4 protein-coding genes are annotated in these 5,718 nt (G+C 73.2%); 1 reads left to right on the plus strand and 3 read right to left on the minus strand.

From position 1 onward, the window contains the following. Positions 1 to 78: 78 nt before the first annotated feature. From AB0J52_RS24240 to AB0J52_RS24250, 3 genes are all read right to left on the minus strand, one after another. Positions 79 to 678, minus strand: a complete 600-nt coding sequence (locus tag AB0J52_RS24240; protein WP_500184384.1) for a hypothetical protein — start codon at positions 676 to 678, stop codon at positions 79 to 81. 131 nt (positions 679 to 809) lie between these two features. Continuing rightward, positions 810 to 2,777, minus strand: a complete 1,968-nt coding sequence (gene thrS / locus AB0J52_RS24245) for a threonine--tRNA ligase (protein ID WP_500184386.1) — start codon at positions 2,775 to 2,777, stop codon at positions 810 to 812. A gap of 284 nt (positions 2,778 to 3,061) precedes the next feature. Next, a complete protein-coding gene (locus AB0J52_RS24250) occupies positions 3,062 to 4,531 on the minus strand; it encodes a sugar porter family MFS transporter (protein WP_500184387.1) in 1,470 nt (489 codons plus the stop codon). 221 nt (positions 4,532 to 4,752) lie between these two features. Between AB0J52_RS24250 and AB0J52_RS24255 the strand changes: the two genes are divergently transcribed. After that, positions 4,753 to 5,697 (plus strand): sensor histidine kinase, encoded by a 945-nt coding sequence (locus AB0J52_RS24255; RefSeq protein ID WP_500184388.1) that lies wholly within the window; start codon positions 4,753 to 4,755, stop codon positions 5,695 to 5,697. The last annotated feature ends 21 nt before the right edge of the window (positions 5,698 to 5,718 follow it).

Here is a 5,718-nt window from a genome sequence, read left to right on the forward strand (position 1 = left end):
GGCGCCGCAGCCAGAAGTTGCCGCGGGCCCAGTCGAGGCCGTCCCGGGAGTCGCGGCCAGGCGGCGCGCGGGGAACGGTCAGGCGGGGCGGGCGTAGCAGGTCTGCATGTCCACGCCGACCGACAGCGTGGTGATCTTGACGCGGCGGACCAGGGTCGGCGCGACGGCGAACCGGAAGGTGTGCGTGCCCGCCTTGCGGAGCGACGCCTGGTCGCTCAGCGGACCGTGGCCCGCGACGGTGACCTCGGCCTTCACCACGCCCGCGGCGCCGACGGTGACCGCCACCTCCAGGCCGGCGGCGCGTCCGGCGCGGTAGACGGCCGTGCCCGACGGGCAGTACTCGGCGCCGACGCCGCCGCCCGTGCTGGGCATCGGCGCGCCCTGGTCGCCGGGCTGCGAACCCGTGCCCGGGGACGTCCCGGGCCGCGACGGCGCGGAGCCGCCGCCCTGCGTCTGCCGTGTCACGGGCCCCGAGGGGGCCGGACCGCCGGACGCGCCGTCCGCCGGGGACGCGCCGCCCGTCCCGGAGGCCGACGCGCCCTTCCCGTGCCCTCCGCTGAGGGCCTGGAACACCAGCACCGCCACGGCCGCCGAGACCAGCAGGGCCGCGCCCCCGTACCCGAGGAGCCGGGCGACGGTCAGGCCCGGTCCGGCGGGGGGCGGACTGCTGGTCTTCATGCTGGTGCTCCGGGGGGTCCGTGGTGCGTGTGGCGGCCGAGGCTACCAAGCCGGGGGCGCCGGGCGGTGCTCGCCGCCCGGCCGGGCGGGGCCTCCGGCGGTGCTCGCCGGAGGCCCGCTCCCACCCCTGCTCAGACCTGGACGCGCTCCCGCACGGCCTTGACGATCTCGTCCACGGCGTCCGGGATGGAGACGCCGTTCTTCTGCTCGCCGTCGCGGTACCGGAACGAGACGGCGTCGGCGTTCACGTCGTCGTCGCCCGCGAGCAGCATGAACGGGATCTTCTGCTTCTGCGCGTTGCGGATCTTCTTCTGCATCCGGTCGGACGAGGAGTCCACCTCGACCCGGATCCCGTGCTCGCGCAGCGCGGCGGCGACCTTCTCCAGGTGCGGGACGTGCGCGTCGCCGATCGGGACGCCGACGACCTGCACCGGCGAGAGCCACGGCGGCATCGCGCCCGCGTAGTGCTCGATCAGCACGCCCATGAACCGCTCGACCGACCCGAACAGCGCCCGGTGGATCATCACCGGCTGCTGCCGGGTGCCGTCGGCCGCCTGGTACTCCAGCCCGAACCGCTTGGGCTGGTTGAAGTCGAGCTGGATGGTCGACAGCTGCCAGGTGCGGCCGATCGCGTCCCGCGCCTGGACGGAGATCTTCGGGCCGTAGAACGCCGCGCCGCCCGGGTCGTCGACCAGGTCCAGGCCGGAGTCGAGCGCGGCCTGGCGCAGCGCCTCGGTGGCCTCGTCCCAGTCCGCGTCGTCGCCGATGAACTTGTCGGAGTCGTCGCGGGTGGACAGCTCCAGGTAGAACTCGCGGAGGCCGAAGTCGCGCAGCACGCTCAGCACGAACTGCAGCAGCGACTTGATCTCGTCGCCCATCTGCTCCTTGGTGGCGTAGATGTGCGAGTCGTCCTGGGTCATGCCGCGGACGCGGGTGAGGCCGTGCACGACGCCGGACTTCTCGTACCGGTACACCGACCCGAACTCGCACAGCCGCAGCGGCAGCTCGCGGTAGGACCGCCCGCGCGCCCGGAAGATCAGGTTGTGCATCGGGCAGTTCATCGGCTTGACCCGGTAGTCGACGCCGTCCAGCTCGAACGCCGGGAACATGTCCTCGCCGTAGTACGGCAGGTGCCCGGAGATCTCGAACAGCGACGACTTGGTGAGGTGCGGGGTGTTGACGAACTCGTACCCCGCCTCCAGCTGCCGCTGCCGCATGTAGTCCTCCATCTCCTTGCGGATGATCCCGCCCTTGGGATGGAAGACCGGCAGGCCGCTGCCCAGCTCGGGCGGGAAGGAGAACAGGTCGAGCTCGGCGCCCAGCTTGCGGTGGTCGCGCTTCTCGGCCTCGGCGAGCATCCCCAGGTACTCGTCCTGCCGCTCGCGGGACTCCCACGCGGTGCCGTAGATGCGCTGGAGCTGCGGGTTCTTCTCGCTGCCGCGCCAGTACGCGCCGCCGGTCCGCATCAGCTTGAACGCCGGGATGACGCGGGTGGTCGGCAGGTGCGGGCCCCGGCACAGGTCCTTCCAGCGAAGCTCGCCGGACTTGGCGTCGAGGTTGTCGTAGATGGTCAGCTCGCCCGCGCCGACCTCGACGTTCGCGCCGTCGTCGGCGGACGCCGAGCCCTTGATCCCGATCAGTTCCAGCTTGTACGGCTCGGCGGCGAGCTCCGCGCGCGCCTCGTCGTCGGAGACGACCCGGCGGGAGAACCGCTGGCCCTGCTTGACGATCTCGCGCATGCGCTTCTCGATGCGCTTGAGGTCGTCGGGGGTGAACGGCTCGGCGACGTCGAAGTCGTAGTAGAAGCCGTTCTCGACCGGCGGGCCGATGCCGAGCTTGGCCTCGGGGTGCAGCTCCTGGACGGCCTGGGCCATCACGTGCGCGGCCGAGTGCCGCATGATGGCGCGGCCGTCCGCGGAGCCGATCTCCACCGGCTCGACGGTGTCGCCCTCGGCCACCTGGTACTCCAGGTCGCGCAGCTGCTCGTTGACCCGCGCCGCGATGACGGTGCGGCCGTCGGCGTCGAGGGCCTGCCCCGCGGTCGTGCCTGCGGGCACCACCCGCTCGCTTCCGTCGAGGGTGATGCGCAGCTCTGACACGGTGTCTCCTCGCGTTACTGGTCGGGTTCGAAATGGTATCGAGCGGGTCCCCGGAACGCGGTGAGGCCCCGGGAGCGACTCCCGGGGCCTCACCGCAGTTCGAAGATCAGGACGTGCGGCCGTGGCGCCGGGACGGACCCGGCGTGGTCGTCAGCGCCAGCACGGCGACGGACACGGCTCTCACGCGGCCGAGTGTACTACGTGACCGGCCGCCCGGTCCGGGCGCGGGCGGCGTCCCGGGACCGGGCGGCCGGGGCCACGGCTCAGGCCGCCGGCGCCGGCGCTCAGGCGGGGGACGTCCGCGGCCGGTGCGCCGGCCCTTCGAGCTTGTCCATGTCCTCCAGCTCCCGGCCCTTGGTCTCGGGGACGGCGCGCCAGACGAACAGGAACGCGAGCGCGGCGAACACCGTGTACAGGCCGTAGGCGAGCCCGAGCGACAGGCCCGACAGCCACGGGAACGTCACGGTGATCAGCCAGTTGGCGATCCACTGCGCGGCCGCCGCGACCGCGAGCGCCGAGGCCCGGATGAAGTTGTTGAACATCTCGCCGAGCATCACCCAGACGACCGGGCCCCAGGTGGAGGCGAATCCGAACACGTACAGGTTGGCGGCGACCAGCGCGACCGGGCCGGCCACGTCGCCGAGCTTGGGGTTGCCGTCCACGACGGGGGCGGTGGCGAAGCAGACGGCCATCACGCAGAGCGTCACCGCCATCAGACCCGCGCCGAACAGCAGCAGCGGGCGGCGGCCGATCCGGTCGACCAGCGCGATCGCGACCAGGGTGGAGCCGACGTTCACCAGCGAGTTGATGACCGAGGTGAGCATGGCGTCGCTCTCGCCGAACCCCGCGGCCTGCCACAGCGTGGTGCCGTAGTAGAAGATCACGTTGATGCCGACGAACTGCTGGAACACCGACAGCAGGATGCCGATCCAGACGATCGGCAGCAGCCCGAACCGGTGGCCGCGCAGGTCGCGCAGGTGGACCGGCCGGTCCGAGGCGATCGACCGGACGATCTCGCCGACCTTCACGTCCACGTCGCCGCGCCCGGTGACCTTCCGCAGCACCTGCCGGGCCCGCGCGAGCTCGTGCTTCTTGACCAGGTAGCGCGGCGACTCGGGGATGACCAGCGAGACCACGCCGTACAGGACCGCCGGAACCGTCGCGGCGGCGAACATCCAGCGCCAGGACGACCCGCCCCACGGGAAGCGCCCGGTCGCGCCGCCCTCCGACACCTGGGCGATGATGTAGTTCACCACCAGCGCGGCGAAGATGCCGAGCACGATCGCCATCTGCTGCAGCGAGCCGAGCCGGCCGCGCAGGTTCGCCGGCGCGATCTCGGCGATGTAGGCGGGCGCGATCACCGAGGCGGTGCCGATGGCGAGGCCGCCGACCAGCCGCCAGAAGGTCAGGTCCACGGCGCTGAACGCCAGCGCCGAGCCGATCGAGCTCACCATGAAGATGACCGCCGCGCCGACCATGACCTTGATCCGGCCGACCCGGTCGGCGATCGGGCCGGCGCACCAGGCCCCGGCGGCGCAGCCGAGCAGCGCCGAGGAGACCACGAACCCGATCCAGAACGAGTTCAGGTGGAACTGCTGCTTCAGCGCGTCCACGGTGCCGTTGATCACCGACGAGTCGTAGCCGAACAGGAACCCGCCCAGCGCCGCCGCACCCGCCAGCATCACGGCGACCGCGGCCGAGTGTCCCTCGGCCGCGGTGCTGGTCGACGCGCTCTCCTCATCCTCGGTAGCCATGTCCGGGACCTTCCCTCGAAAAGATCAGTCATGCCCGGCGGGGGGCCAAGGTTCGCCCGGGGCCGTGCCAGGACGGGCGGGCGCCGCGTGGCCCGGCGCCGGCGGGGCCCCGGCGCCGGCCCGCGACCGCGACGACCGGGGCCGATACCGGAGGCGGCGGGCCGGATCTCCCTCCGGGGAGGCAGGCGGCCGGGACCGTGAGCGGCATACTCTCCAGGCAAATGAGCGACCACTCCTCCTCCGGCCCGTCCTCCGGGCCCCTCCCCGGCGCGTCCCCGGGGCCCTCGCCCGCCTCGTCACCGGCGCCGTCCCTCGGGACGGACTTCCTCCGGGCCGCGCTGCGGCGCGCGGTGCTGCCCGGCGTCGCGACCGGGCCGCACGCGGTGCGCCCGCCGCTGCCCCGGCGGTGGTGGATGCGCGTCCCCCTGACCGTGCTCATGACGCTCCTCGCGATCGGCTTCAGCGCCGGGTCCATCGCCATCGGGATGGAAAGCCAGCACCTGTCGGCCGACCAGAGCGTGCCCGCCGGGCTGCTCCAGGCCGCCCCGCTGGTGATGGTGCTGTTCCGGCCGCTGCTGGCGTGGCGGATCGCGGCGACCGGCCTGCTGCTCGGCGCCCTGCTCGGCCGGGACGCGGGCTTCTGGCCGTGGTCGCCGACCGCGTGGCTGGCGTTCATGATCATGCTGTTCTGCGTCGGGGCGGCCGGGGACCGGACGGTGACCGCCGGCGTCGGCGTGGTCAGCGTGGCCGGGGTGATCGGCCCGGCCACGCTGGTGGCGATGCCGACCTGGTTCGGGGTGATCCTGTCCGCGCTGGTGGCGCTGGCGCTGACGTTCGGCGACGCGGTCGGCGGCCGGCGGATCGCCGAGCGGGCGCTGCGCGAGCAGGAGGAGCTGCACCGCCGGGACCTGGCCCGGCAGGCGGTGCTGGAGGAGCGCGCCCGGATCGCGCGCGAGCTGCACGACGTGGTCGCGCACCACATGTCGGTGATCGCGATGCAGGCCGAGGCCGCCCCGTACAAGATCCCCGAGCTGCCGGAGCCCGCCCGCGCCACCTTCGTGGTCGTGCGCGACGCGGCCCGCGAGGCGCTGGCCGAGAGGTCCGGGATGCCGGGCGGGAGGAGGCTGCGCTGGAGCGCGCTGCTCATCGTGGTCTGCGCCGAGTAGAGGCGGGCGTTGTCGATGGCG

It is taken from the genome of Spirillospora sp. NPDC049652, from assembly GCF_040675125.1.
In the GTDB taxonomy this organism is placed as follows: Bacteria; Actinomycetota; Actinomycetes; order Streptosporangiales; family Streptosporangiaceae; genus Spirillospora.